The following is a 25,325-nucleotide window of genomic DNA, read 5'->3' as shown; positions in this document are numbered from 1 at the left end:
CTTCAAATTCTTCAGCTGAGTTCTTATCAGTCTCACTCACGACAACGCCGAAAGCCCCTCACATGAGCAATTCGACGAACGGCAGTGCAACGCGTCCGGTCATTGAAGTCGATGATGTCGTCCACTCTTACAAAGGACGACGTGCTCTAGACCATGTCAGCTTCAAAGTGATGCCGCAGTCGCTGCATGGATTTGTCGGGCCCAACGGTGCCGGAAAGACGACGTCGCTGAAGATCATCTGCACCCTGCTCCGGCCGCAGTTCGGAATTGTGAAAGTCTTCGGGCACGACGTCGTCGATGAACAGAAACTGGTCCGCCGTAAAATCGGGTTCATGCCGGATCACTTCAGTACGTACCGGCAGATGACTGTGTACGAGTATCTCGATTTCTTCGCTGCTGCCTACGGTTTACCCTTTGCTCAGCGGACGCAGGTCATTGATGAAGTTCTCGCCTTGACCGATATGGAAAAGCGAAAGAATGATCTGATCAGTGGCCTGTCTCGGGGGATGCAGCAGCGGACAAGCCTGGCACGCGTGCTGGTCAATGACCCGGAACTGTTGTTGCTCGACGAACCCGCTTCCGGACTCGATCCACGTGCCCGCATTGAACTCATGGAAATCCTGAAGGCATTGCGGTCGATGGGAAAAACGATCTTCATCAGCTCTCACATTCTGCCCGAGTTGGCCGAGCTGTGTGACTCTGTGACGATCATCGACAAGGGCAAGGTGATGTACAGCGGTTCGATGAGCGGCTTGCAGACTTCCTCCAACGAGTATCCGACCTGGCGTGTCACGCTGGATTCTGAAGTCGAAGGAATCGCCGAGCAGATCCTGGGACTGCCCGGGATTATCAGTGTTGACCAGGTGGAGGGACGACCTGATTATCGCGTTGCATACGACTGGACGGTGACCGACCGCAACAGCCTGCTACGGGGAATCCTGGACCTGGGGGCACCGATTACTGCGTTTACAGAAGACAAACGGCATCTCAACGATGCGTTTATGGATCTGACTACCAAAGGGGTTAAATAGCTCGTGGTGGCAGGCGAGACACCTCTCACGCTCTGGTTACTCGATTACGCAACGCGTCTCACTGTTGCGGTACTGCTCGATTCCCAACTCTGCGTCCAGGAGCGATCATGGCTTAAGCCGTTCCTTCGTCATCGTGGATCCAGCGTGAAACCCCGCTCATGCCAATTTGACCTGCCGACTCCTGAATTCGTCCCATCGTGTTGAACCGGATCATCCATTTTAGCCGAGTCGTTCTATGTACTATGGCGTAGTGGCGCTGCTGACTCGAGCTTTAAGGCAGGATGCGCGGCAGTTTCGAAATCATCTGTTCCGACTCGCATTTGTTGGCTTTATTTATCTGTCCCTGTTGATCGCCGGAATTCAGAGCTTTGTTCTGGGGGCACCCGGACTAAGGTTCTTTGAAAATATTGCCTGGCTGAACTTGTTCTTTATCACCTGCGCAGGAATTGGCTTCTTCTCGTCTGCAATCACAGAAGAAAAGGAAGAAGAGACCATCGGTTTGCTGCAAATGGCTGGATTGAACCATATCGGTATTCTGCTCGGCAAATCGACCAGCCGACTGATTCAGGTCCTGCTGCTGCTGGTCGTGCAGTTTCCATTTATGTTGCTGGCGGTCACGCTGGGGGGTGTCACGACGCACCAGCTTTTTGCCGCGTACGTGGACATGATGGCGTACACGGTTCTCCTCGCGAATGTGGCTTTGGTCTGCTCGGTCTGCTTCAAACGCGGGGGCAGTGCAGCCGGAGCGACCACGTTGTTGATGATTCTCTATGCCGTCGTGCCAGGAATTGCATCCTTGGGACTACGGGACCTGCTCGCGAGTGGCTGGACGAAGTCGGAATGGTGGAAATCGGCGATCCTCACGACGCTCGAATGGCTGCAGAGTTCGAGCGTGTTTTTTGAGATCAATTCCGTCCTGCAGACAGGTTTTGATCAGCCGATTCTCACAAAGCAGGTCATCTCGAACGTCGTTGCGGGCATTTTCTTCTTCGGCCTGGCCTGGCTATTGTTTGGGCCCTGTGTGCAGAACGCGGATGCGGGCGGTGACTCACGAGGTGCCGTACTCAAATCGACATCGCGAGTCCGGTTTCTCAGTGCCGGGCGTGCCTGGATAAATCCACTCAGTTGGAAGGATTTTCATTTTATCGGCGGCGGGACTTCGCACCTGATTGTGAAGTTCATGGCATATGTGGGCTTACTGATTCTGATCGCAGCCATTTCGCAGTCTCCGGGAAACTGGCTGGGACTGAGTTTGGCAGAATTTCCTTCAGTGTACTTCTCGATCATGCTTGGCGCACTGATTCTTGAAGCGAGCATCTTGGCATCGCGCGTGTTCCATGACGAGATTCGCCTGCAGACAATGTCATCGTTGCTGATGTTGCCACGATCCATCCCCTACATTGCCTACTCAAAAGTGGCGGGGTGCATCATCGGATTGGCTCCGGCCGCAATTTGTCTCGTCGCCGCAACGCTCCTGTTGCCTGACTTTCAGCCTCGCGATTTGGGGAACTTGCTGGCCGAGCCCGCCTTCTGGGGGGTTATCATGATAGTCCTGGTTTTTCTGCATCTCGTCGCGCTGCTGAGCCTCTTCGTGAAATGGGGGTCGCTACCTCTCGCCTTTTTCCTGATGGGACCGATTTCCTTCTGTTGCCCAATCTGGCAAGTGGTGTTCATTTTCAGTCAACAAGTCACGAACGATTTCTGGGGTAAGCTTCCAGCGACGATGACCGTCTGGGTGCTGATCGGGCTGATTTGCTTCGTCTTTCAGATGATGATTGCAGCACGATTGCAGGAACTCGGGACGAAATGACTCTGGACACCATTGCCGGTGTCAAAGTTGGCTGGCAGCGTGTGGGCTCTGCGGTATCATGCAGTTGGATTTGACCGACCCGAATTCTGATTCGCTGTTCCTGTTGCCCACCGGAATCGACTATGTCCCAAATCGACAGTCTGCATCGGCAGCACCTCTTGTCCCGACGAGACGTATTAAGTCGAGCGGGAGCAGGCTTTGGTGCGATAGCGCTGGCCGGGATGTTTGCGGAGGAACAGAACCTTCTCGGGGCCCCTGCATCACCGCTCCTTTTGCCTCACAAAGCAGGAACCGCACGGAACGTGATTTTCCTGTTTATGGACGGGGGGCCAAGTCATCTCGATACGTTTGATCCGAAGCCCCTCGTGAATGAGTATGCGGGAAAGCCTCTGCCCCCTTCGATTAAACGCGTGATCACTCCCATGGGGGTCACCGAGAACGGTCTGCTCGCCTCCAAAAGAACCTGGAAAAATTGCGGACAAAGCGGCCTGCCGGTTTCTGACTGGTATCCCCGCGTCGGTGAATGGATGGACGATATCTGCGTGATTCGGTCCTGTACTTCGGACGCATTGAATCACGTGGGGGGCGTGACTCAGATGAACACCGGCAGTATTTTCGGCGGGCGTCCGAGTCTGGGGGCCTGGGTCCACTATGGATTGGGTTCCGAGAATCGCAATCTCCCGGGGTATGTTGTGCTTCTGGACGGCGACCGAGAACCCCCCGGAGGAAACCGGGTGTGGGGAGCAGGATTTATGTCCGCAGGGCACCAGGGGACCAAGTTCCTGCCTGGCGACCACCCCATCCTGCATCTGAGTTCTCCCGCAGAGATCAGCGACCTTCGCCAACGACGGAAACTCAATTACATCAATCAGATCAACAGAGACCATCTGGCTCGTCGCCCAGGTGATAGTGAGCTCGAGGCTCGCATTGCTTCCTATGAACTTGCCTTTCAGATGCAGGCCCATGCCCCGGAAGCGGTGAATCTCGCCGAAGAGTCCCAAGCCACCCACGAGGCCTATGGACTCAATCAGAAGCGGACACAAGCCTTCGGCAAGAACTGTCTACTGGCAAGACGGCTGATCGAACGGGGCGTCCGCTTCGTTCAGGTCTATTCGGGTTCGGGCAGTCGGTGGGACGCTCATGCGAAGATCGAGCAGAACCATACCGAACTTTGCGGCGCGACAGATCAACCGATTGCCGCACTTCTTCAAGACCTCAAGCAGCGCGGACTTCTCGAAGAAACCCTGGTCGTGTGGGGAGGAGAATTCGGGCGGACGCCGATGAGTGAAAAGGGGGATGGACGTGATCATAACCCCTATGGCTTCACAATGTGGCTGGCAGGGGGAGGGGTCAAAGGGGGACAGATTATCGGAGCGACGGACGATTTCGGAATGCACGCTGTTTCACGTCCCGTCCACGTGCATAGTCTTCACGCCACAATTCTGGCAGCATTAGGACTGGATCACACAGAGGTGATCTATCGGCTACAGGGGAGGCCGGAACGTCCGACGGTTAACGAGGGTGAAGTCATCGATGAAGTCTTCGGCTGAGCAAGTTTTGATGAGGAGACAAATTGATGTCGCTTCGGTTTGTCGCCGATGATCGGGCGGGCCTGCGGATCGATCGGCGTGAATGGTTGCGAATCGGAGGTCTTGCGGGGCTCGGATGCGGAGTCGCATCGTCACTGAGTCAGCAATCCGCTTTCTCCGCTGACTCGGCCCGTGTACTATCCCGCCCCGACGGGTTTGGGCGAGCCAAGTCGGTCGTCGTGCTCTATGCGAGTGGAGGACAGAGTCAGCTTGAGACCTGGGATCCCAAACCGGACGCACCTGAGCAGATCCGAGGCGAGTTTTCCTCCATAGCGACCTCGGTCTCCGGCGTTCGACTCTGTGAATATTTGCCGCGAATGGCTCAACTCGCGGATCAGTACACAATCATCCGGTCGATGTCGCATGATGACCTCGACCACGGTTCCGCCATTTATCTGTCGTTGACCGGTCAGTTTCACCCGCAGAAGTCTTCGAATTTTCCTCCCCGACCTGAGGATGCTCCTTCCCTGGGGGCGATCCTTCACCGAGTTCGTCCCACTTCCCAATTCCCGTATTCGGCCATTGATCTGAATGGGCCCGTTCTGATTCCTGATCTTCCTTCCCCCGGTCAGGATGGTGGATTTCTCGGGCGGACCTACGAACCGCTCATGGTGGGTGATGTCACGGCCCCCTCTGCGATTTTGAACGGATTGGAACCACTTCCCAAGCTTCCAACGATCCGGCAATCTGCCAGAAGCTCGCTGCTGGCCACGATCGATCGGGCTCGCGATCAACTGGAGAATCATCGTTCGACCAGAGCGATGAGCGAGCTTTACCGCCAGGCCTACACGCTGCTGGCAAACCCGAAATGTCGGCTTGCATTTGATCTGACACAAGAGCCTGAAGCGGTGCGAAACCGTTACGGTCGTTTTCGGTCGGGCCAGGCCTGCCTGCTGGCTCGGCGTCTGGTCGAGGCAGAAGTGCCGTTGATTACGGTGTTCCTCAACGAGAGTATTCGAGGTCAGGATAATGAATTCGGCGTCACTGACGCTTATGGCTGGGACACGCACAATGACATTTTCGACTCAATGAAAGCTCATCTGCTTCCCCGGTTCGATTTTTCTGTCTCAGCCTTGCTTGAGGATCTGCAAACCCGTGGATTACTCGACACGACTCTGGTCGTTTGCATGGGCGAGTTTGGGCGAGCACCCCGAGTCGCGGTGGAGCCCAATTTCAAAGGAAGTTCGCCAGGTCGCAAGCACTGGGCCGCAGTTTACTCAATCATGCTGGCCGGGGCCGGAGTGGGTAAAGGGCACGTCATCGGGGCATCTGATCGAATCGGAGCCTATCCCGAATCGTCCCCTGTGTCCCCCGGCGATGTTGCCGCGACCATTTTTTCCTCACTGGGAATCGACCCTGCCGGACACTACAACGATCCGACCGGACGGCCAATTCCGCTCGCAACGGGACGTCCGGTGTCAGAGCTTTACCATTAGTGTCGCCTGACAATGTGTACCGGCTCGAAATTCTCAGAACGGTATCAACGGAAGCCTGGCGAGAACGCGGGCTCCTCTTTCGTCCGTCCGGCGTCTTCGAACTTAGGCCTTCGGTCTGGTAAGCCAACTGAGCCCGCAACTGAGAAAATAGAGCGGAATCCCCGCAAGAAACGGAACTGCGATCAGGGAGAGCAGTGGTCCCGCATAAGTGGCGGCGGAGTAGAGTCCAAATACGCATGTCGCACAAAACAGTAACGGGCATAGAGGAAACAACGGCGCAGTAAAGGGGCGAGACCTGTCCCGGTCAATCCGTCTCAGAATGAAATAGGCTATTCCGGTGCTGAGAAAGAAGAGCCAGAAGATCGGGGCTGATGCGGCAAACAGCGTATCGAATCCTCCATAGTACGAATCCCACGGCACGGGTTGCAGGTGAAGTTTCGTCAGAACAGCATCGATTATTGAACGCCCCTGATGAGTCCCCACGGCGAGGATCATGATGACCGTCACGATGCCTTGCGCCAGAAGTGACCAGACTGGTGCGTTTGTGCGAGCCGACCAGCGTCCCAGGAGTGAAAACAACGCATGATCGGCCCCAACGACCGCGTGCACGCGTGAGACAGCGAGAATCAATCCATTCAATCCACCCAGCGCCGATATCATGACCAGCAGACTCATGGCACGGCCCGCGTTGGCTCCCAGTGCTGCCGCGAGCGCATCTGCAGCAGGCTTTTGAGAATTTCGCAGTCCTTCGAACCCCAGCGCCTGTAAGTACGCCATGTTCACGAGGACGTAGACTGTTGTGATCAGTCCTAACCCGTAAAGCAGTGCGAGCGGAATATTTCGTGATCGGTTGCGAACTTCTGCAGTGACGAAAGCGGCATCATTCCAGCCGCCATATGCGTAAAGAACCAGAATCATCGCCAGTGACCACCCCGGTCCGGTAATCGGTTTGGTTGCTGTCATTTCAGCACCCGAATTTGAAGAAAGTCCGACGGCAATCAGCATGACCAGACCCAGCAGCTTCGCTGCGACGAGCACCTTTTGCGTGTGACGCCCAGCGTGGACTCCCAGCATATTGATCAGTGTGAGTCCGACGACGGAACCGAGCGCAAACCACACGACGCTCGCCGGTGGGGCGTGAAAGACTTCGACTGCGTATTCCGCAAAGACGTAAGAAAGAGCGCCAATACTGCCAGTTTGAATAATCGCCAGTTGGGACCATCCAAACAGAAATCCAGCCCAGGGTCCGAAAGCTCGCGTCAGATAGTTATACTCGCCGCCCGACCGGGAATAGGTGGTGGCAAGTTCGGCGTAGCAGAGGGCACCAACAAATGAGAGTCCTCCGCACAACACCCACAGCGTTAATGCGGCTGCGGGGCTGGGGACATTACTGCAGATGATTCCGGGTGTCTTGTAGATCGTGCTGCCGATGACGATTCCGATCACCAGACTCACTGCGTCCCACAGTGACAAGGGACCGGATTCATCTCGTTCGTTCGTAGTGATCTCTGCCAATCGTTTCCCTTTGCGACGGTTTCGTTGTGGATCATCCGACGATGAAAATCGTCATCGATCGGGATCCATGAGCTCCGATCACCAGCGACTGTTCGATATCCGCGGTCTTCGAGGGCCCGGCAATGAACCCCCCATAAGGCGAACCAGTCACGTCAAGCCGCTCATAAGCCTCGTACAGGTTGTTTACGATTGCGCTGGCCTGAACCACAAGTGAAAGGTGCTGGCAGAGAAAATAAATGACCCTGTGTTTGACGGCCTCGTCACTGACCCACACGGCGGCGTTTTCGGCGACGGCGACTCCTCCGGGCAAAATCGCGAAGTCGACGTCAGAAAGCTGGTGAGGGTCAGCGATCGCATCAAGGTCGACGTTACCTGTCACAGCAGTCGTAACAAGCGACAGCGTCTTGGATGCGGATGCGAACTGTGGAAGCGCATTCAGATGTTCCCGGATGTCTGCTTCAGACGCGACTCGGATAGCACGGCCGCCGATCGACTCGAGTACCGAAACGAACTGTGCAACGGGGTCTTCGTATCGAATCCAGGGCCCGTCCAAGGGAGGTAACGGAGCCGATTGAGGAAGTTGTCGACGAACTGATGCAAGAATCGAATCGCGTGAAGACATAACGATCTGCGATTTCCAATCGAGGGTAGTTCAAACAGGGCGAATCCTGGGTAATCGCATGCGAACTGGCATGCCCGATCTCCCGAAACTTGCACACAGTCTAAACAAGGTGAAATCACAACGCACGTCTGCCGCCTGATTGTGTGAAGTACACCGGTTGGCGACCGCAGCGTAGAGGGGGGCAGCCGACTTTCGGTGCAGTGTTCCGGGCCAATTTTATTTGGCAGTAACCACTGCTTTTTCACGTGGCGAGGGAACTGAACGCGACGCCGCAGGGGATACTGAAAATTTCGTTCTGAAACCGCCCCGATTCGGCAGAATCTGCCGATCGACGCAGATAAGTCCTCCTTCCAAATCCCTTTTGATTCAGCGTCAAAGTGTGGCCGGTCGATAGAAAACGGTAGGACGTGTTCTTTGCCGGAGTTGGGACGCTCACATTGTCTGCCATTTTGAAACATCAATCCGCTTCTGGACGCTACCCTCATCAGGTCCTGCTGGTGACTGGGGTGCTATTGATGCTGGTGGGGCAAAGTGGCTGTACTTACGCTCGCCCCGCGATGAAATCGTTTTGGCAACGGGTCCCTCCCGTGCGCTGGCCAGTTCGGTTGTCCGAACAACAAGTCGCCGAATCGCGAAAGAGTTCCGAGCCGACGGTTGCCGCCAACGTCGCTATCAATGATGACGTTCCGACGGATTCCGATTCGAATCAATCGGCCGTTGAAGGTGAAGCCGTTCCGCGATCGCAGTTTTCTCGCGTTACTTCCTGGTTGCCGCGGATAGACTCCTGGTCATCGGGTGAGGCGTCGACAACGCCCGAATCCCCAGCGACGACCGAAGAGAGTGCACAAGCGTCGCTGAAGTCGGATCGAAAAAGGTCTCCTTTAGAACGCCTGGATGCGGCGCTCAACAATGACTTGCAACAGGCCCGTGCTTTGCCTCAGCAGAGCGAGACCATCAAGGAGCAGCGAAATCGGGTGGACTTACTCATCGCCCGTGCCAAAGCGTTATTGTCGATGGGACAACACGAACAGGCACTCGAGATGGCGGACTTGGCGCAGCAGTTGAGTGATTCGCACCAGTTGGATTTCCATCCCGATGAAGACCGGCCCGCGGATGTCGTGAGGCGAATTGAAGGTCAAATGGAAGCGGTGGGAGATCTCCCTGAGTCGGAACTCGGGCGTTCGGAGTCCGGAAAGGCTTCAAAAGACGCTGTCGACCCTCTGGAAAAAAAGATCGATCCCAACTCGCCTGAGCAAGAGCTCAAAGAGCTGACGCGCAAGAACCGTAATTGGACGGCGCTGTTTCGCCGCGTGAAGAAAACATCGGCAGTTGAACTGGATGGGATCCTGCCATCCTCCGAAGCGGTAACTCTGGGTCTACCGCTGGATCTGAATACCGCAGAAACACTTCCCGAACGCGGGCTCAAATCGGTCCAACCCGGAGCGATCGTGAGGGCTAATCGCAGCGTATCGCTCAAGTTTGTCGATCCCGTTGGAGATTCAATTTCGCCTACAATTGAACCCGTCCTCGATGAATCGATCCCCTCGATTAATACGTCAATCCAGACGGAGAATGAGACCCCGATGGAAGCGCCCGCCATTGAGCAGCTCAATGAGGGAGAGGCCCGCTTTTCCGACCGCGAGCAGCGCGCTGTGACTCTCGGCGACCTGGATGATGAAAACGTCGAGATGCCGCAATTCGAGAATGTGGAAGTTCCCGCGAGATCGCGAAAAACTGAAACGCGGCTCGAGGAATCACAGTCACGGGTCTCGGATGACGAGGCGCACTCTGTCCATAATATCGATTGGCTGCTGGCTTACGGCGTAATTGGAGTTTGCACTGTCTTCGCTGTGGTCTGTTACCGAAGCGGGACCACCTGATCGATCGACTTCGCGCCTTTCGTAGAAGCTCGTTTCAGCAGAGACTTGTGGCGATCTTCCATTCGAGAGATTTCAAGAGCCGCTGATTCCGGGTTGACTCGAAATTCGGCAAGTTGGCGAGGATGGACTGCATCATCGCAGCGAACTCAGGCTCTTCCACCGGAGTGTCCGAGAGCTGCTGAATAAAGTTCATGCGAAGTCCCGCGGAGACGAGATCTTCGATAGGGTTGTGGCCAAGTTGAGCATCGGCGGAGCCAGTGCTCTCATGAAAATCGCTCGCTCGTTCCCGGTCGAATGCAAACTCGAATGATTCGCTGTCAGATGCCACTATCGATACCAGCAGGTCGGTCGACCGATCGCATTGACGACGCAGTCTGTCCAAGTTTCGGAACGGGATATCATACTCCTCGGGGAGGCTGACCAGCCGAGACAAGACTTCCAGTCGCAACTGGAAAAGACCACTGACAATGTTTCGACAGACGCGAGTCAGGTCGGTGGAATTGGTGACTTTGTGGTGTGCAGAAAGGCATGTCGCCCAGGTGCGGACGAGCATCTCACAGACGAACAGTCGGGGGGCGATTCGCTCTAACAGGCTGAGATTCCGTTTCGGGTCTTCTAGCCCCCTAGCGAGAAGCGCCGTCCAGCGTTGCTGGAGTTGCCGGTTGCTTTGCCAGAATATTCGGATCGCGTCGGGCGAGACAGGCTCATCACAGTGGCGATGGGCTTGTCCGAGACGCGAAACAAGCAGTGCTAGTTCCGCAACAGAGCGAGTTGAGATTCCAGAATTCACGGACAGCATACAGGCCTCATCAATAGCAACGGCGGGACTCTCCTTCGCAATTGCAAACGGAATGCCACCTCTGCTGATGACGGGATTTATGCCCGGCATGCCTCATTCATGAGGTGAATTCCACTGGAGAAGATTCCCCAAACCCCCGTGAATTCATGCGTCGACTTTGTACTGGATTGTAATAACAGCACGTGACAGCAAACGGTGAATCCTGATCAGGCCCGGGCTGTTTGCTGATGAGAACGCTGCCGCAATACGACATCGGGCGATCAATGTTTACCGGAAGCAACATCGATCGCCCTCGTCTTCGGTCCAGACAGAGATGCAGAATGGATCTTTGGATTCCGGTCAAGCGGCGATGGTATCCCATCTGGAACGGAATGTGGCCGCAGGAGTCTGCAGCCACATCTTCACTCCAGACTCACTTCTTGCGGGCTTTTACCGCGAGTGGTTGAGGACATTTCGCACGTCCGATTCAGGGACGTCAGAGAAGGTTTTGACGGCGCCTGCCCGGATCGGCAGGACGAACCTCAAGCTTCCGGAGACAGATTTTTTGTCCAATCGCATCCGAGAGATCACATCATCGTCCGACAGCCGCAGCGTGTCAGGAAGTGCGGTCGGAAGATGGAGAGCTTCCAGCAGACTGATTTGTCGCGCGGTCAGTGCGGCGTCGATCAAACCGCGTTGTTCGGCAAGGCGACTGGCGTGAATCATCCCGATTGCCACCGCCTCACCGTGCAGCAGTTCGCCGTATCCAGCAAGTGCCTCGAAAGCGTGACCAAACGTGTGGCCGTAGTTAAGAGCGGCACGCAGTCCTCTGGTCTCGAATTCGTCCTGTTCCACCACACTTGCCTTCAGTCGGCAGCTGCGGGCAATAATATGCCGAAGAACGAGGGGATCTCGATTGTTGATGGCTTCGATGTGGTGTTCGAGATATGTCAGAAATTCAGCGTCCAGAATCACACCGTACTTCACGACTTCGGCCAGCCCCGCACGATATTCACGTGCCGGGAGTGTGGCGAGTGTTGCCGTGTCGATCAGGACTCCGATCGGCTGATAGAACGCGCCAATCATGTTCTTGGCGCGAGTGTGGTTAATACCGGTCTTACCACCAACTGAACTGTCGACTGCAGACAGCAGGGTGGTGGGTACCTGGACGAAGGGAAGCCCTCGCATGTAGGTGGCAGCCAGGAATCCCGCAAGATCCCCAATCACTCCGCCGCCGACCGCGACGATCAGTGTGCGGCGATCCGCGTTCAGCGCGATCAGTCGATCATGCAGACGCGTCAACATTTCCGCCGACTTGGATGTCTCGCCCGCCGGGAGAACTTCCGTTTCACATCGCCATCCAGCCTCGATAAGCGATTGACTGACGACACGTCCGTGCGAGTTAAACAGGTTCTCGTCCGTCACGAGAAACGCGAACGGACGCTCCACAGGACGCTTCTCAGCGATCCAGACACTTCCCTGTGGCGGAGGCTGAGTGCAAAAAGCGGATGACATGCCATCGCGTACGTACCACCAGTTCTCAAACAATTTCCCGCAAGAGCTGAGTTGATCGGTGACAATGGCGATTTCATACGATCGTGGCCCAAGATCCACTTTCAGGCTAGCGTCGTCGTGAATCACTTTGGACCTCCATTCCCCGTTGAACGTCCCGTGGCAGACACTTCGTCATAAATCCGCTTGAGGTAGTTGATGCTTTCACGGGCAATAAGTTCGGCCCCAGGCTTGTAGTCGAAAACCTCGACACTGACCCATCCGCTGTAGTTCGTTTCGAGCAGGGCCTGGATGATGGGACGGTAGTCCGTCCGGCCCATTCCCGGTCCCAGCAGATTGTCGTCGTTCACGTGGAAGTGGCCCGTGATAGAAGCGTACTGCTTGATCAGATCAGGAATCGACACGGATTCGCTCAACATCGCTTTTACATCCTGGTGCAGCACGATACCGGGGTGGTCCACTCGGTTGATCAGTTCCGCTGCCTCTGCACAGGAATTGACGAAGTTGGTTTCTTTTGTCGTGAGTGGCTCCATCACGATTTTGACACCCCGGTCGGCGAATGCAGGCAGGGCGTTACGAAAAACCTCGGCTGCATTGTCGTACGCTTGCTCCCGTGAAACGCCCGGCTGAATGTTGCGCTGGAGGGGCGAACCGAATACCATGACTTCGCCCCCCAGATCGGCGCAGGCTTTCCCCAATTCGATCAGATAGTCCGTGGTTGCTTTACGGACAGCCTGGTCGTTGGTCGTGAGGTGAAACCCTTCTGTTTTTGCCAGCAGCCAGTGCAGCCCGCAAATCGTCAGTCCGTGATCTGCTGCGACGGACTTCAGTTCTCGCCGCTGCTCGGAAGAGACGTCTGAGATTCGAGAAGCAAGGGTAAACGGGGCCAGTTCGATACCGGTGTAACCCGTTTCTGCGATGAAGCGACACTGTCGTGCCCAGTCCCAATTCTCGAACAATTCCTGACAGATCGCGTATTTCATAACCTCTCCGGTGGGTGGGTGTCTCGCAGGTTCAGACCTGCTGCACTCAGAATTAATCGGTAAGTAAGGGACACTCCGCTCCAGCGGACTGCCTCAGTTTATTTGGAGGGAACAGCCTGTGGGGGATCATTCACGAGTCGTGACTTCAGTTGATCCAAATCGAAAGGCTTTCCCTTCAGTTGTTCGAACAGATCTCGCTGGGGTGCCGTCAGCACTTGGAGAACCTGTTCGTCGAGTTCCTGTTTCGTTGCCAGAATTTCCTGCTTCAAACGGTCTGCGAGATCTGCTGCTCCTGTATTGCGACCCGGAAGGCCTATCAGCATTCGGACCTTTTTGACCAGTTCCTGGTTCAGTTCTGCAATCAATTGCTGCTGATCCGCCGTGATTTCCAGTGCTGACGCAACCTCCTTCTCGTTGAGTGCTTCATTTCCCAGTTGCTGCCAGTAGATCTGTTGTAATCGCTCGAACTGGTTTGCTGTCAGCATCGTTTTCAGGTCGACAACATACTTGTCGTACAGTTTAGACTCCAGTTCCTGCCGCCAGTTTTGCTCTTCTCCTCTGGATTTTCGACGCACTTCATACAGTTGAGACGTGTATTCTTTCGCGAGTGCCCGCAGTTTTGCGACGAGGGGGAAATCATTTTCAATCCCCAGTTCCACTACCACCGGTTCCTTACCGATGAGGAAGAGGATTCCCCGTAAGCGTGACTGCGCGATGACAGGCGGTTCAGGCCTCGTCGCTGTCTCCTGCCGGGAGAGTTTGAACGGCCGCCCTTTGAGCTCGGCAAAGCGAATCCGCTGGTCGGCGGTCAGTACGTCATCGTAGGCGCGATCACGGTCTTTCATGATCTTTCGCAGCGATGCCCGGACGTCGCTGAGGTCACCTCCTCGGTTTTGCGAGGCATCCCTTTGACTCTCGAGGTCACGTTTCTGAGTTTCGAACAGGTTGTGTAGCGAGTTCAGCCCATCGATCTGTTCTGCGGTCAGCTCCAGGGCTTCAGTCACTTCGGCGTCGTGGAGTGCCTGAAAGCCCCAGCGTTGCCAGTGAATCTGTCGAAGCCGGTCGTACTGTGATGGTGTGAGCAGAACCTTTAGTTGCTCAACGTACTCGGATTCGACGTCAGCAAATACCTCCTGAGGCGTTCTGGGCTGTTGCCGATCTTCCTGGGCAGGAAAATTGATCCTCTGTTTCAAGGTGACTGGAAAGGACTTCAGTAGCAGGCGAATTCGCAGAAGTTCATCCGAGTCTGGCTCAATTTGAAGTTCACGCAGGACGGGCTCGCGTGCGATCAGGCTGATCATTCCCACGAGGTGGGGTGGGTTCACATTTTCCTGGTTCTGTCCGAACGACGGGACGACCGAACACACGACCATGGCAAATGCCAGGCACAGTCGATGAAAGGAATCTCGGTCCATGGGCCGTTTCCTGAAAGCAAAAACGTTGGTCGAAGCATCCTGCCACCGGTAATTTGTCTCCAGCGTAGATCCCAAACCACCTGAGTTCAACGAGTGCCTGACAAAAGGAGCAGGGGATTTCTGCCTGCAGAATGAAGCCCGAATCAGGGTAATCCGCAGGGCATAACCAAACCCCACAAATTTGCACGTGAACTGCAGGGTCGTCGCCATTGTCGTTTGACGCCGTTAGAACCGAGCCATACTTTGGCAACAGGAAGAAACAGAACTCGTCGGTCAGGGTGCTGCTGCTTCACCCGAAGCTGCGACTGTTTGTGAGGGCCGGATTTGGCAAATGTCACTTCAGGGCATGTGGCGTTTGCGTTCTGTGCGGTGGTCGTTGACCGACGCTGAAAGCGTGTCGTTCCTTCGATCGAGCGGGCTCCTCCAGATAATTAAGTCGGACTCAGTTTGGGTGTAACTGCCTTTTGAAAAGCGGTTGCTCGGTCGGGAAAGGTATTCAGTTGCAGAGACAAACGGACAAAGTCGACGTCGCTTTACAGGAAACCGGATCTGAACGTCCCGCGTTCATGGAAGTACTGGGGCTATTGCCTCCTTACGAAGCAGCGGACGTCAAGGCAGCTTATCGCGCCAAGGCATTACTGACCCATCCCGATCGAGGGGGAGATCCTGCTGACTTCAATCGGCTGAAGGACGCTTACGATCAAGCGCTGGAATTTGTCGCCTTCTCTGGTAGTCGCCGTGAATGGATTGCCGCTCGCGTAGAGCCTTATCTTTTGCAGGAGGAAGTGGTCGCTGAAGTCATCAAGCGAGGCGGACGAGTTCAGGTCGAGCGGATCCCCTGGATGGAAAAGTCGTGCGGAGAAGACTTTGCTCATCTGGCCGAGCGACTGCGACGGATCAAGCTGCATCATGTCGCCGACGGCGACAACTTTCTGAAGTTTCTCGCTGACCATAAAGCTCATTTCCTCGTCGAGCTTGATTTGGCGGGAAGCCGAATTACCAGCCAGGGGCTGAATCATCTTTCGTCGTTCGACGCGCTGCGCAGCCTTAACCTGAGCGGCACAGGTGCGGACGCTCGATCGTTGCGTAATCTGCTGCCAAGCTTACCGTCGCTTGAGTGGCTCAATGTCCGTGGCACAAAGCTGGGCTGGTGGAACCGGTTCATACTGCGACGCGCCTTTTCTCACATTTCGATCGTGACGGACACAACCCCCGCTGTCATTCCCGGAAGCGAAACGGTCGACCACAGTTGAGGATTCTGGGATGGAGCCGATTCTTCCAATTCGACTCTGAATGCCCGAGTTCTGAGAAAAGGTGACGTCCGCGCTACCGGTCCATGGGGGGCGTACGACGCCTCCTTCAGGTCAGCACAGAGCGAACTGAACTCGGATCGCTCCGCGTGCTCCAGAACTCTGCGCGCATCTGACCGATCCCTTCCGCACGTCATTTAAGTGAGTTGTCGCAGGTCCGTCTTTGCGCGGTTACTGACTGCAATGGTTCCTCCAGTTCTTCAATTATTGGACAGCCACGGCGGGTGCATCTCGATCTGAATGTCGCTACGATCAGCGCAGATTACCCGTGCGATCGAGCGGGTGATGTAGAACGCACTGGAACGTCAAGAAGAACTCGGTTGGATAAGGATCGTCATGAACTTTGCTCCTTTGTTCAGATCGGTGGGGTTGCTGCTTGTTTGTCTTGTGACGTACTCCCACCCGGAGGTTTTCGGTGGCGAGGGATTGCGAGTGGGAATCGCGGAGGTGGACATCACCCCTCCTGTCGGTTTTCCTATGGCGGGCTACTACCACGAACGACTGGCAGAAGGGGTGATTGACCCGCTGAAAGCGAAGGCAATTGTTTTCCGGGACGGCGATACTTCGGCGGCGCTGGTTGTCTGCGACCTGATTGGGATTGCTACGGATCTGGTGAAGGAGATTCGCAAGCGAGCCTCGACAGAAACGGGGATCCCGGTTTCCAATATTGTGATCACGGCCACGCACTCGCATACTGCGCCGGATTATATGAAGGAGCTTTACCTGAAGCTCGGGAAAGAGAATCAGGCACCGATGCGGGCAGAATTCATTGAGAAGCTGATTGCTGGCCCAGCGGAAGCCATTCGCAAGGCTCATGCGACGGCGAAGCCTGCGCTTCTGGAAGCAGGGGCGGCGACACAGCTGATCCCTGTTTCGTTTAACCGCCGCTTTGTCATGCGCGACGGCAGCGTCAAGACGTGGCAGAGTCATGATAATCCTGACGTTGTCCGAGCCGCCGGCCCAATCGATCCCCGAATCGAACTTCTGGCTGTTCGCGACGAGACCGGTGTGGCGAGGGGGATTCTCAGCAATTTCGCACTGCATCTCGATACCGTCGGCGGCATGCGATGGAGCGCAGACTACCCGTACTTTATTGATCAGGCACTCAAGAAATCCCTTGGGAATGAAGTGGTTTCGATCTTCGGAACGGGTTGCTGTGGAGACATCAATCACGTCAATCCTAACAGCAAAGAGCGAAACAAGGCCGACTACATTGGAACCAGCATCGCGGAATCTATTGAGCGTGAACTGGGGAAGCTCAAGCCGTTGGCAAAGACGGGTCTCGTCGCGAAGTCGGAAGTCGTCCAACTCCCTCTGCAGGAAGCGACTGAAGACGAAGTGAAGTGGGCGATCGAGATCCTGCAAAAGGCTTACCGCAAGGAAACGGTGGACTTTTTTGATCACGTCACCGCGCACAAGAAAATTATGCTCGATCAATTCCGCCATCGTGAACCCTACGCCAACGCGATTGATCACATCACGTGGGGACTGAGCCATTCGCTGAAGGGGATCGGCGAGACGATTCCCGCGGAAGTGAACGTCATTACACTGGGACAGGACGTGGCAATTGTCTGTCTCCCCGGCGAGGTCTTCGTCGAACTGGGTATGGCCATCAAGCAGGGGTCTCCCTTCAAAACGACTCTGGTGATCGAGCTGTCAAACTGTGTCGAAACGATCTACATCCCCAACCGTCCCGCCTATGCCGGGGGGAGTTACGAAGTGACAAACTCTGCAACGAAGCCCGGTTCCGGCGAAATGCTTGTCGAGACCGCACTTCGACTTCTGCGCGAGGCTGCATCGGCATCCAATTGACTTACCCCTGAGACTGGATGACAATCTCAGGTACAAAGTCTTTCGAGCTCGCTGCTGAAGGGGCATGACCATGTCTACTCACCAATGGATGCTTCTGGGTGTCACTGTGGCAATCGGCGCGATATGGACGCAGGGCCAGACCAATGCCCAGCAGATCTACGTCGGCAGTACGCCTGCTGAGATGCAATACCCTCGCAGTATGGGGCTCGATTCCAATGGCCGGGCGGTTGGCGTCGAAGGTCGGTCCGTCGACCAGTACGGTACTTACACCGATGACTACGGACGCCAGACGATGGCCGGCCCGGCAACTTTCACTGCCGTCCCCGGGCACTATCATGGGGGCGGCTACACCTCGGGCGGATACTATCCGGGTGGTTTCAGCGGACTTGGGTATTCCAACAGTATTGGGTATTCCGTCGGGCTCAGCGGTTACTCGGGGGGCTACTATTCGGCAGGCTATGGAGGGCCCGGGCCGGTCGTTGCAACAAACACTCTGCTGGCACCTCGGACGATTGTCGTGGGAGGTGTCTATCCTTCCAGAACAGTCTTGAATAATGCAACTCGTGGTGGAGTAATCGAATACACACACGGCGGAAACGGGTATGTCTACACCCCTGGATCGTCGTACCAGACGGTAATCTCGTCAGGTCCATCAATTTTCCCTGCTACGACGATCATTGAATCTTCTCAACCTCCAGTCATCATCGAGCAGAAGTCGAACAAGTTTCTGAACAATTCGAAAGTGACAGCCGCTCGGGGGACGGGCGGGACCGCCGAGATCAAGTTGATCTTCCCGAAAGAAGCGACGGGGGCACTTTCGTATGTATTGAACGGAACAACGTACACGATCAAGCCGGGGTATCATCAGACGTTCGTGGACGACCGGGTCTGGACGATTGAATTTTTGCGGGGGGGGAATCGCAGTCTGCCAATGCGATATCAATTGACAGCGGGAACATACATTTTTGAAGCCGACGAAAACGGGTGGGACCTGAAACAGGTTCCCCAGGTAATTCAGGCTGTGAACCAGACTGTTCCAGCTCCTCCACCTCCTGCACCGGTGCCGACCCCTGGTCTGTAGCGAAGCGTTGGTGTTTCTCCTAACGAGCAAGTTTTTTTCTCCCTTAAATACAACAACACATTTCCGAATATCGTTGAATCCGTCGAAGGTCTTGCCCGACCGTCCATCATCGATCGGATTGAAAGCAATCGAATGAATCAGACTGTGCAAATGATTGGACTGGGCGAGCTTCTGTGGGATTGTTTTCCTCATGGCCGTCTTCCCGGTGGTGCTCCCGCGAATGTAGCCTTTCATGCCCAGCAGCTTGGACTGTCGGCGGCGGTCGCCACGCGTGTCGGTGTTGAGGAACTGGGTGATGAGCTTTGTCAGTTCCTTCGATCGCGTGGGCTCAGTACTGACCTTGTCCAGCGTGACTCGAAGCATCACACAGGTACGGTCACCATCTGGCCTGCATCGAAGAATAATGCGGGGTACACGTTTCTGGAAAACTCTGCCTGGGACTTCCTGGAACCCGAGCAAGAGTTGCTGGATGCAGTCAAGTCCGCCAAGTCGATCTGCTTCGGGACATTGGGGCAGAGAAGGCCGGTCTCTCGCAGTACGATTCATCATTGTTTGCGGCTCACTTCCGATGATTGCCTGATCGTGTACGACGTGAACCTTCGTCCCCCCTTCTTTGCAAAGGACTGGATTCTCAAGTCCATTGCCCAGTCGGATATCGTCAAACTGAACGATGACGAAGTCAAAGTCCTCGCCAAATTGTTTGAGTTCGGTTCCGACGACGAAGTTCGCTTCGCAAAAAGTCTCCTCGACGATCATCCTGGACTCCGGCTGGTCTGTGTCACCCGGGGGAGTCGGGGCTGTCTGGCCGTGACGTGTGACGAGGTTATCGAACTACCGGGAATTCCCGTTGAGGTCGCCGACACGGTCGGTGCGGGTGATGCCTTTACTGCGGCGATTATCTATGGCCATCTGCAGAAGTGGTCTCTGGAAGCGTCACTGACGTTAGCCAACCAGTTTGGCGCCCTTGTCGCCAGTCGAGTCGGCGCCATGCCAATCCTGACGGAAGAGCTTGCTGGGCTTAAGTCCAGTCTTGACTGGTCTTTCCGTGACACAAGAGTGTCTCCCTAGACGGTCGGTCGACGGCGGGAAAAGGCCGGTTTGTTTCTGAGCCCGATTGCTCCCGTTTCCAAGTTGCACTCGCTATTGTGTAACGCCCACTCCCTCGCCTGATTCGACGCTTTTGGTACCCCTGCTGGGCGAAATTGAAGGTATCCAGGCGGTGGGTGCAAGCATTGAAACGCCCCTGTTTTCGAGGACTTTACGATGAAAAATGTGCTGGCTGTCATTCTCGGCGGGGGAAAAGGGAGCCGCCTCTTCCCACTGACGGAAGTTCGATCGAAGCCGGCCGTCCCACTGGCGGGAAAGTATCGTCTGATCGACATCCCGATTTCGAACTGCATCAACAGCGGGATTAACCGCATCTTTCTGCTGACTCAATTCAACTCGGTGAGTCTGCATGCCCACATTCGCCAGACGTACAGTTTCGATCAGTTTGACGGAGGGTTTGTTGAGATTCTGGCCGCTCAGCAAACGATGGAAGGAAATAACTGGTACGAAGGTACGGCGGACGCAGTTCGCAAGAATCTTCGTCATTTCGATCAAGCAGGCTATGACTACGTTCTGATCCTCTCTGGCGACCAGCTCTACCGCATGGACTTCGCCAAGATGCTGGAAGCTCATAAGGAAGCAGGGGCCCACGTATCGATCGCGGCGTTGCCAGTCACGCGCGAGGCAGCGCGTGGCTTCGGTATCATGCGCGTGGACGACGAGGGGCGGGTTAAAGGGTTTCTTGAGAAGCCGAAGTCGGATGAAGAGATCGACAATCTCGTTCGAACCGATCCTGCCTGGATTGATGCGCGGGGTGTGAAAAGTCATGGTCGCGATTGCCTGGCCAGCATGGGGATCTACCTCTTCAATCTGAAGACTCTGGTGGATCTGCTTTCGAAGTCGGACTACCAGGACTTCGGCAAAGAGGTCTTTCCCATGTCGATCCGCACTCATCAAGTGCATGCCCATCTCTTCGATGGTTATTGGGAAGACATCGGAACGATTCGCTCGTTCTACGAGGCGAATCTCGATCTGACGTTGCCGAATGCGCCATTCAAGCTCGAGGACCAGGAGCGGCCGATTTACACCCATGCCCGGTTCCTCCCTCCCAGTCGCTGCGACGGCGTGCATGTTAAACGGAGTCTGATTGCGGATGGTTGCGTCATTGGCGAAGGTTCCACGATTGAAAACAGCGTCATCGGGCTGAGATGCAAGATTGGCAAAAACGTCACCATTGCAAATTCGATCCTGATGGGTTCGGACGACTATCAGAGTGAAGAAGAGATCCAGGCCGATGCGAATGCAGGGATTCCCAGTATTGGTGTCGGGGATGGCTGTCTGCTGGATGGAGTCATCGTGGACAAAAATTGTCGTATTGGCGACGGAGTCCATGTGCGGGGCGGCGACGTATTGAAGGTTCCCGAAAATCCCGCGGTCGTTATTCAGGATGGCGTCATCGTCATTCCCAAAGGGACCATCCTGCCCGACCGGTGGCAGCTCTAAACAATGACTCATCGGTTCTATTCACCTCAACTTCCTGAGACTGGTTCCGTCTGCCTTGCGGACAGTGAAGCCCACCACATGATCCACGTCTTGAGGACTCAGGTGGGTGATTCGGCTGAGCTGTTCGACGGGCGGGGGCTGGTTGCGACCTGCCGTGTCGTGCAGCTCCGCAAGCGGGATGTCACGCTCGATGTTCTGGAGACGCGACGGACACCGACGGCATCGAGAGAGCTGGTTCTTGCGACGGCTGTTCCCAAGGGAGACCGATTTGACTGGCTGATCGAGAAGGCCACAGAACTGGGCGTGACTCGCATCATTCCCATCACGACCACGCGGAGCGTCGTGGACCCACGCGAGAGCAAACTGGATAAGCTCCGTCAGACAGTTATTGCCGCCTGTAAGCAGTCGTGCCGGAACCATCTGATGGAAATCGCGGCCGTCACTCCCTGGAGCAAGTTTATTGAGGTGACCGAACCGGGCTCCCACCTGTTCGTGGCCCATCCTCAAGGAGGGTCGGTCGAGGAGTTGCTTCGGAAATGTGCGAGCGACACAAACCCCATCATTTTCGCGATCGGGCCTGAAGGGGGATTCTCGGAAGAAGAAGTCGCACTGGCCCTCTCTCGCGGGGCGGGGACGATTCATCTCGGTGGGCAGATTCTGAGGATCGAGACGGCGGCCCTTGCGCTGGCTGCACGCTTTCTGCTTTGACATTTCCGTGTTTGAATCGCGGATGTGCGGATGACGGCGTGGGGTTTGTGCTGGCATAAATGGACTCTGCAGTGGCGAGAACGGATCAAATCAAACGGAACCTTGGACCGACGCTTGTCCGCCCACACGAAATTGCTAAACTTCCGATCTGAACCAACGGTTCACTCGAGTGTCCTCTCAGGGCATCGATGATGGCGAGGTAGCTCAGCTGGTTAGAGCACAGGCTTCATAAGCCTGGGGTCGCGGGTTCAAGTCCCGCCCTCGCTACTTTCGATTTTTCTGACCTGTTTTGTGCAATCAGCTCCTGGACACTCATCTGCAAATGAGGATGGGACGCTGTAATCGATAACTTCTGACATCTTGCCATTTCGAGGCAAGTCTGTTTCGATGCGTTGAGCGGTCGTTCGCTCCGCGTGCTCTCGTGCAACCCGCGTGACATTGATCAAGCGGTTTGATATCAATCGTCGCGGTGAGATTCGTTTGCATGGGCACCTGTCCGCAACGAGATTCCACCGGCTCTATCAAAAAAATCTCGCAAAGGTCGTCGCGGTATCATGGAAGCTGGAATCGTCGGGCTCCCCAATGTGGGCAAAAGTACTTTGTTCAATGCACTCACCATGTCGAAGGCGGCTCAGAGTGCAAACTATCCGTTTTGTACGATTGAGCCGAACGAAGGAATCGTCAGCGTTCCCGATGACCGGTTGCGGCGGATCAGTCAGTACATCGTGCCTAAAAAGCTGGTCCCTGCCGCGCTGAAGCTGGTCGATATCGCGGGGATTGTGAAAGGGGCCAGCGAAGGGCAGGGGTTGGGCAATAAGTTCCTGACGCATATCCGTGAAGTCGACGCCATTCTCCAGGTCGTTCGCTGCTTCGACGATCCCGATGTCATTCACGTTTCCGGTACGGTGAATCCCGTCGCCGATATCGAAACGATTGAGATTGAACTGATGCTGGCAGATATCCAGACCTTGGAAAATTCGCTGGCGAAGGCTGAGCGAACCGCTCGAAGCGGCGACAAGGACGCGAAGCTGCGGGTCGAGGTGATCAAGAAATGTCTGTCGCATCTGACCACAGACCAGCCGCTGCGGAAAATGGAATTCGACGAGAATGAAGCCAAGGTGGTCTCCAGTTACGGTTTGATGACAGCGAAACCGATTCTGTACGTTGCGAACGTCGACGAAAACGACTTGGAAGGCAAAGGAAAGCTTGTCCAGGAGGTTCGTGACTTTGCGAATAAGGTCGGTGCTTCTGTCGTCCCCGTCTGTGCGAAGCTCGAAGCGGAAATCGCGGAACTCGACGAGGCCGATCGGAAAGAAATGCTTGAAGGAGCCGGTTTGTCGGAACCCGCATTGGCCGCCCTGGCCCGTGAGGCCTATCGAGTTCTCGGTTTGCAGAGCTACTTCACGGCGGGCGAGATCGAAGTACGGGCCTGGACAATTCCCATTGGGGCGACGGCCCCTCAGGCTGCGGGGGTGATCCATACTGATTTCGAGAAAGGCTTCATTCGGGCCGAGGTCTATACCCTGGCTGATCTGGAAACCTACAAGTCCGAAAAAGAAATCCGATCCGCTGGCAAATTGCGGGTGGAAGGCAAAAGCTATGTGATGCAGGATGGTGATATTTGTCATTTCCTTTTCAACTGAGCTGAACTGCGGATTCTCATTCGAAAGGTCGGTCGATGTCTCGCGATCATCAGTCAAGTCGACGCTCGTTTCTGAAACAGGCTGCCCTCGGCGCATTCGCAGCTCCGGTATTCATCCGGAATGTGCGAGCCGCTTCGCCGAATGACGTCGTCCGTCATGCCAGCTTTGGTGCGTCGGGAATGGCGTTCGCCGACCTTTCTGCCATCATCACACATCCTCAGGTGAAGCTGACCTGTGTTGCTGAAGTTGACCTGCAACGTGCCGAGAAGCTGAAGCAGACCTTTCCTGAATTGCGCGTCTACCAGGACTGGCGGCAGATGCTGGACGTGGAAGAGGGAAAGCTGGATTCCGTGAATGTTTCGACCCCTGACCACATGCATGCTTCGATGGCGATGGCGTCAATGGAGCGGGGACTGCATGTTTACGGTCAGAAGCCGCTGACGCATGACGTTTACGATTCAAGACGATTGGCAGAATACGCGGGAAAGAAAAATCTGGTGACCCAGATGGGGATTCAGATTCACTCGCATCCTGCCTATCGATCGGCGGTGCAGTTGATTCAGGAAGGAGCGATCGGGAAGGTCACCAGCGTTCATTCCTGGAGTAGTAAAAAATGGGGCGACGATACCGAGCGACCCGATCGCAGCGATCCGGTGCCCGACAGTCTGAACTGGGACCAATGGCAGGGGGTCTGTGAAACGCGCCCCTTCATCGGTGGAGGTTACTACCATCCGGGTAGCTGGCGCCGTCGACTCGATTTTGGTACGGGAACATTCGGGGATATGGGATGCCATATTTTCGATCCTGTGTTCAAGGCTCTCGAACTGACTGCTCCATTGACGCTGAAGTCGACGGGACCTGCGCCCAATGCCCATAACTGGGCCAATAATGCGGTGGTGCATCTCACGTTTCCTCAGACGAAGCACACCACCGGACCGGTGGTTCCCATCACCTGGTATGACGGGGACGAGCGACCCGGGGACGAGATCACCTCGCGATGGTTGAAAAAACGACCCTTGCCCGAGCAAGGCTCACTGTTCATTGGTGAAAAAGGGGCGTTGCTGTTACCCCACGTCGAAATGCCAATTCTCCTGCCGGAAGAGACCTACAAGGACTATGCCCGGCCAAAGCTGGAGGACATCAATCATTGGCATCAGTTCATTGATGCCGTGCGAGGTAAGGGAAAAACATCGGCCCACTTTGGCTACGCGGGCCCACTGACCGAGAGTGTCCTGCTGGGCGGTGTCGCGACTTTCTTTCCTCAGGAAACCCTTGAGTGGGACGCTGCCAGCCTGCAGTTTAAAAATAGACCTGAAGCTGCCATTCGACTGCGTAAACCTCCTCGTAAGGGGTGGGAAGTTAAAGGGCTCAGTTGAGCTCTCTTCTCTCTATTGTCTCCCTATTGGCCTTCGACCAGGTTGTCAGCCCACATCCGTCGTACAGCCTCGGGTGTGGGCTGATCGGTTCCCTGAAACAAAGGGGTAAGCCGATTTCTGGATGTCTGCTCGTCGGGTGGAATTGAGCGCACCTGCCGGTGGCTTCCGCCTGCCGCGTTTGAGAGTACCTCCTTTTACTGACACCGTGCTTGAGTTGTGGTCCACATCCATGGTGAGCCGAGCTGCGCGAGTACTCCTGTCAGCGTTGACGGTG

19 protein-coding genes and 1 tRNA gene are annotated in these 25,325 nt (G+C 55.5%); 14 read left to right on the top strand and 6 right to left on the bottom strand.

Translation table 11 applies throughout. The features are described 5' to 3' along the window. Window positions 1-62: 62 nt before the first annotated feature. From ACGY09_RS08560 to ACGY09_RS08545, 4 genes are all read left to right on the top strand, one after another. Window positions 63-1,031: an ABC transporter ATP-binding protein gene (locus tag ACGY09_RS08560; RefSeq protein WP_373650702.1), complete on the top strand. Its 969-nt coding sequence runs from the start codon at window positions 63-65 to the stop codon at window positions 1,029-1,031. A 235-nt stretch (window positions 1,032-1,266) separates the two neighbouring features. Continuing rightward, the gene (locus tag ACGY09_RS08555) at window positions 1,267-2,841 is read left to right on the top strand and encodes a hypothetical protein (RefSeq protein WP_397571220.1); all 1,575 of its coding nucleotides are present in this window, start codon (window positions 1,267-1,269) and stop codon (window positions 2,839-2,841) included. 122 nt (window positions 2,842-2,963) lie between these two features. Continuing rightward, on the top strand, window positions 2,964-4,391 hold the full coding sequence (locus tag ACGY09_RS08550) for a DUF1501 domain-containing protein (protein ID WP_397571219.1): 1,428 nt from the start codon (window positions 2,964-2,966) through the stop codon (window positions 4,389-4,391). Window positions 4,392-4,417: 26 nt separating this feature from the next. Next, window positions 4,418-5,866, top strand: a complete 1,449-nt coding sequence (locus ACGY09_RS08545) for a DUF1501 domain-containing protein (protein ID WP_397571218.1) — start codon at window positions 4,418-4,420, stop codon at window positions 5,864-5,866. Window positions 5,867-5,968: 102 nt separating this feature from the next. On the opposite strand, the gene ACGY09_RS08540 is transcribed toward ACGY09_RS08545, so the two are convergent. After that, the gene (locus ACGY09_RS08540; RefSeq protein WP_397571217.1) at window positions 5,969-7,381 is read right to left on the bottom strand and encodes an APC family permease; all 1,413 of its coding nucleotides are present in this window, start codon (window positions 7,379-7,381) and stop codon (window positions 5,969-5,971) included. A 31-nt stretch (window positions 7,382-7,412) separates the two neighbouring features. Beyond that, window positions 7,413-8,003, bottom strand: coding sequence for a lactate utilization protein C (locus tag ACGY09_RS08535; protein WP_397571216.1), 591 nt, complete (start codon window positions 8,001-8,003; stop codon window positions 7,413-7,415). Window positions 8,004-8,440: 437 nt separating this feature from the next. Here ACGY09_RS08535 and ACGY09_RS08530 point away from each other — a divergent pair, with 437 nt between their 5' ends. Further along, on the top strand, window positions 8,441-9,883 hold the full coding sequence (locus tag ACGY09_RS08530) for a hypothetical protein (RefSeq protein ID WP_397571215.1): 1,443 nt from the start codon (window positions 8,441-8,443) through the stop codon (window positions 9,881-9,883). Window positions 9,884-9,917: 34 nt separating this feature from the next. Here the strand turns inward: ACGY09_RS08530 and ACGY09_RS08525 are convergent, their stop codons facing one another. The 4 genes from ACGY09_RS08525 to ACGY09_RS08510 form a co-directional block, all read right to left on the bottom strand. After that, window positions 9,918-10,772, bottom strand: a complete 855-nt coding sequence (locus ACGY09_RS08525; protein ID WP_397571214.1) for a hypothetical protein — start codon at window positions 10,770-10,772, stop codon at window positions 9,918-9,920. Window positions 10,773-11,111: 339 nt separating this feature from the next. Then, window positions 11,112-12,302, bottom strand: coding sequence for a 3-dehydroquinate synthase (gene aroB / locus ACGY09_RS08520; protein WP_397571213.1), 1,191 nt, complete (start codon window positions 12,300-12,302; stop codon window positions 11,112-11,114). Next, complete coding sequence (locus ACGY09_RS08515; protein ID WP_397571212.1) at window positions 12,299-13,156, bottom strand: sugar phosphate isomerase/epimerase family protein; 858 nt, start codon at window positions 13,154-13,156, stop codon at window positions 12,299-12,301. The genes aroB and ACGY09_RS08515 overlap by 4 nt, the downstream gene beginning before the upstream one ends. A 98-nt stretch (window positions 13,157-13,254) precedes the next feature. Continuing rightward, window positions 13,255-14,571, bottom strand: coding sequence for a hypothetical protein (locus ACGY09_RS08510; RefSeq protein ID WP_397571211.1), 1,317 nt, complete (start codon window positions 14,569-14,571; stop codon window positions 13,255-13,257). Window positions 14,572-15,071: 500 nt separating this feature from the next. Here ACGY09_RS08510 and ACGY09_RS08505 point away from each other — a divergent pair, with 500 nt between their 5' ends. The 9 genes from ACGY09_RS08505 to ACGY09_RS08465 all read left to right on the top strand — a co-directional run bounded on the left by ACGY09_RS08505 (window position 15,072) and on the right by ACGY09_RS08465 (window position 25,051). Beyond that, complete coding sequence (locus tag ACGY09_RS08505) at window positions 15,072-15,824, top strand: hypothetical protein (protein ID WP_397571210.1); 753 nt, start codon at window positions 15,072-15,074, stop codon at window positions 15,822-15,824. 393 nt (window positions 15,825-16,217) lie between these two features. Beyond that, complete coding sequence (locus ACGY09_RS08500; RefSeq protein ID WP_397571209.1) at window positions 16,218-17,693, top strand: neutral/alkaline non-lysosomal ceramidase N-terminal domain-containing protein; 1,476 nt, start codon at window positions 16,218-16,220, stop codon at window positions 17,691-17,693. Window positions 17,694-17,763: 70 nt separating this feature from the next. Continuing rightward, window positions 17,764-18,774, top strand: a complete 1,011-nt coding sequence (locus tag ACGY09_RS08495) for a hypothetical protein (RefSeq protein ID WP_397571208.1) — start codon at window positions 17,764-17,766, stop codon at window positions 18,772-18,774. A 132-nt stretch (window positions 18,775-18,906) separates the two neighbouring features. Next, window positions 18,907-19,842, top strand: a complete 936-nt coding sequence (locus ACGY09_RS08490; protein ID WP_397571207.1) for a carbohydrate kinase — start codon at window positions 18,907-18,909, stop codon at window positions 19,840-19,842. Between the two features lie 195 nt (window positions 19,843-20,037). Then, window positions 20,038-21,324: a glucose-1-phosphate adenylyltransferase gene (locus ACGY09_RS08485; protein ID WP_373650717.1), complete on the top strand. Its 1,287-nt coding sequence runs from the start codon at window positions 20,038-20,040 to the stop codon at window positions 21,322-21,324. A gap of 3 nt (window positions 21,325-21,327) precedes the next feature. Continuing rightward, window positions 21,328-22,032: a 16S rRNA (uracil(1498)-N(3))-methyltransferase gene (locus ACGY09_RS08480; protein ID WP_373650718.1), complete on the top strand. Its 705-nt coding sequence runs from the start codon at window positions 21,328-21,330 to the stop codon at window positions 22,030-22,032. A 193-nt stretch (window positions 22,033-22,225) separates the two neighbouring features. Further along, window positions 22,226-22,299 (top strand) — tRNA-Met (locus ACGY09_RS08475). Window positions 22,300-22,586: 287 nt separating this feature from the next. Then, window positions 22,587-23,675, top strand: coding sequence for a redox-regulated ATPase YchF (gene ychF, locus ACGY09_RS08470; RefSeq protein WP_397571206.1), 1,089 nt, complete (start codon window positions 22,587-22,589; stop codon window positions 23,673-23,675). A 35-nt stretch (window positions 23,676-23,710) separates the two neighbouring features. Beyond that, window positions 23,711-25,051 (top strand): Gfo/Idh/MocA family protein, encoded by a 1,341-nt coding sequence (locus ACGY09_RS08465; protein WP_397571205.1) that lies wholly within the window; start codon window positions 23,711-23,713, stop codon window positions 25,049-25,051. The last annotated feature ends 274 nt before the right edge of the window (window positions 25,052-25,325 follow it).

Source organism: Schlesneria sphaerica (genome assembly GCF_044336245.1).
In the GTDB taxonomy this organism is placed as follows: Bacteria; Planctomycetota; Planctomycetia; order Planctomycetales; family Planctomycetaceae; genus Schlesneria; species Schlesneria sphaerica.
The sequence above is the reverse complement of the archived record's forward strand: the minus strand, read 5'-3'. Positions and strand labels throughout refer to the sequence as shown.